1 protein-coding gene and 1 pseudogene are annotated in these 2,967 nt (G+C 68.3%); both read left to right on the top strand.

Going from position 1 to position 2,967, the window contains the following annotated elements:
* The coding region (gene metH / locus IM725_RS19785; RefSeq protein ID WP_227753982.1) for a methionine synthase at positions 1-2,700 on the top strand (2,700 nt) is incomplete at its 5' end.
* A gap of 67 nt (positions 2,701-2,767) precedes the next feature.
* Positions 2,768-2,967 (top strand): annotated as a pseudogene (locus tag IM725_RS20560) (hypothetical protein); the annotation flags it as partial.

Genomic DNA, 2,967 nt, shown 5'->3' with positions numbered 1-2,967 from the left:
CCCATGCTGCTGGCCGGCCTAGAGCCGGTGGCGATCGGGCCCGGCAGCCTGTTCACCAACATCGGTGAGCGCACCAACGTCACCGGCTCCAAGGCCTTCGCCCGCCTGGTGCTGGCGGGGCAGTTCGAGGAGGCGCTGTCGGTGGCCCGGCAGCAGGTGGAGAACGGCGCCCAGGTCATCGACATCAACATGGACGAGGCCATGCTGGACAGCAAGGCCTCCATGGTGCGCTTCCTGAACCTGATCGCCAGCGAGCCGGACATCGCGCGCGTGCCCATCATGGTGGACAGCTCCAAGTGGGAGGTGATCGAGGCCGGGCTGCGCTGCATCCAGGGCAAGGCCATCGTCAACTCGATCTCGCTCAAGGAGGGCGAGGAGCCCTTCCTGCACCAGGCCCGGCTGGTCAAGCGCTACGGGGCCGCCGCGGTGGTGATGGCCTTCGACGAGAAGGGCCAGGCCGACAGCTACCAGCGCAAGACCGAGATCTGCGAGCGCGCCTACCGGCTGCTGGTGGACCGGCTGGACTTCCCGCCCGAAGACATCATCTTCGACCCCAACATCTTCGCCATCGCCACCGGCATCGAGGAGCACGACAACTACGCCGTCGACTTCATCGAGGCGACGCGCTGGATCAAGCAGAACCTGCCCGGCGCGAAGGTGTCGGGCGGCGTTTCCAACGTGAGCTTCAGCTTCCGCGGCAACGACCCGGTGCGCGAGGCCATCCATACCGTGTTCCTCTACCACGCGATCAAGGCGGGCATGGACATGGGCATCGTCAACGCCGGCATGGTGGGCGTGTACGACGAGGTCGAGCCGCTGCTGCGCGAGCGGGTCGAGGACGTGGTGCTGAACCGCCGCCCCGACGCGGGCGAGCGGCTGGTGGAGATCGCCGAAAGCGCCAAGGGCGCGGCCCGCGACGACAGCAAGCGCAACGAGTGGCGCAAGCTGCCGGTGGCGCAGCGCCTGTCGCACGCGCTGGTGCACGGCATCACCGACTTCATCGTCGAGGACACCCAGCAGGTGCTGGACGAGGTGCTGGCGGGCGGCGGCCGCCCCCTGCACGTGATCGAAGGCCCGCTGATGGACGGCATGAACGTGGTCGGCGACCTGTTCGGCCAGGGCAAGATGTTCCTGCCCCAGGTGGTGAAGTCGGCGCGCGTGATGAAGCAGGCTGTGGCCCACCTCATTCCCTACATCGAGGAAGAGAAGAAGGCGCTGGTCGAGGCCGGCGGCGAGGCCAAGGCGAAGGGCAAGATCGTCATCGCCACCGTCAAGGGCGACGTGCACGACATCGGCAAGAACATCGTGACCGTGGTCCTGCAGTGCAACAACTTCGAGGTGGTGAACATGGGCGTGATGGTGCCCTGCCACGAGATCCTGGCGCGGGCCAAGGTCGAGGGCGCGGACATCGTCGGCCTGTCGGGCCTGATCACGCCCTCGCTGGAGGAGATGCAGTACGTCGCCAGCGAGATGCAGAAGGACGAGCACTTCCGCCTGCGCAAGATCCCGCTGCTGATCGGCGGCGCCACCACCAGCCGGGTGCACACCGCCGTCAAGATCGCGCCGCACTACGAGGGCCCGGTGGTCTACGTGCCCGACGCCTCGCGCAGCGTGAGCGTGGCGCAGGGCCTGCTCTCCGAGCAGGCGGCGAGCTACATCGCCCAGGTCAACGCCGACTACGACAAGGTGCGCCTGCAGCACGCCAACCGCAAGCAGGTGCCGATCTGGCCGCTGGCCCGGGCGCGCGAGAACAAGACGGAAATCCACTGGAGCGGCTACACCCCGCCCAAGCCCAAGTTCATCGGCCGCCGCCTGTTCAAGAACTTCGACTTGTCGGAGCTCGCGAAATACATCGACTGGGGGCCCTTCTTCCAGACCTGGGACCTGGCCGGGCCCTTCCCGGCCATCCTGCGCGACGAGGTGGTGGGCACCGAGGCGGTGCGCGTGTTCGGCGATGGGCAGCGCATGCTCAAGCGGCTCATCGAGGGGCGCTGGCTCACCGCCAATGCGGTGATGGGCTTCTGGCCGGCCAACACCGTCAACGACGACGACATCGAGCTCTACACCGACGAGTCGCGCAGCGAGGTCGCCATGACCTGGTTCGGGCTGCGCCAGCAGGCCGAGAAGCAGGCCATCGAAGGCCGCATGCGGCCCAGCCGCTGCCTGGCGGACTTCATCGCGCCGCGCGGCGTGGCGCCGGACTACATCGGCGCCTTCGCGGTCACCGCGGGCATCGGCGTGGAGGCCAAGGAGAAGTACTTCATGGACGACCTCGACGACTATTCGTCCATCATGCTCAAGGCCCTGGCCGACCGGCTGGCCGAAGCCTTCGCCGAGGCGCTGCACGAGCGCGTGCGCAAGGACCTGTGGGGCTATGCGCCGCAGGAGGCGCTGGACATCGAGGCCCTGGTGGCGGAGAAGTACCAGGGCATACGCCCCGCGCCCGGCTATCCCGCCTGCCCGGACCACAGCGTCAAGCGCGAGCTGTTCGAGCTGCTGCAGGCGCAGGACGTGGGCATGGGGCTCACCGAGAGCCTGGCCATGACGCCGGCGGCCAGCGTGAGCGGCTTCTACTTCTCGCACCCCGAGAGCAAGTATTTCAACGTCGGCCGCATCGGCGAGGACCAGGTGCAGGACCTGGCCCGCCGGCGCCAGGCCGACGAGGCGCTGCTGAAACGATTGCTTGCACCCAACCTGTGAGCCCGGCTTGACTCAGCCGTGGCGCGGCGGCAAGCTCGGCAACACAATTTTTTGCCGAGTCTTCCGAATGAAATCCGTTCACGCCGCCGCCCTGGGCGCCCTGCTTCTTGCCGCCGGCGCCGCGCAAGCCCAGAACCCTGCGCCCGCCTCCTCCGCCACGGGCCACGCCCGCGCCCTGCTCGCGCGTTGCCCCCAGTGCGGCACCGTGCAGTCGGTGCACGCCGAAAAGCGCAAGGGCGATGGCGGGGCCCGTGGCGGAGGAGGCGG

It is taken from the genome of Ramlibacter aquaticus (genome assembly GCF_015159745.1).
In the GTDB taxonomy this organism is placed as follows: domain Bacteria; phylum Pseudomonadota; class Gammaproteobacteria; order Burkholderiales; family Burkholderiaceae_C; genus Ramlibacter; species Ramlibacter aquaticus.
The sequence above is the reverse complement of the archived record's forward strand: the minus strand, read 5'-3'. Positions and strand labels throughout refer to the sequence as shown.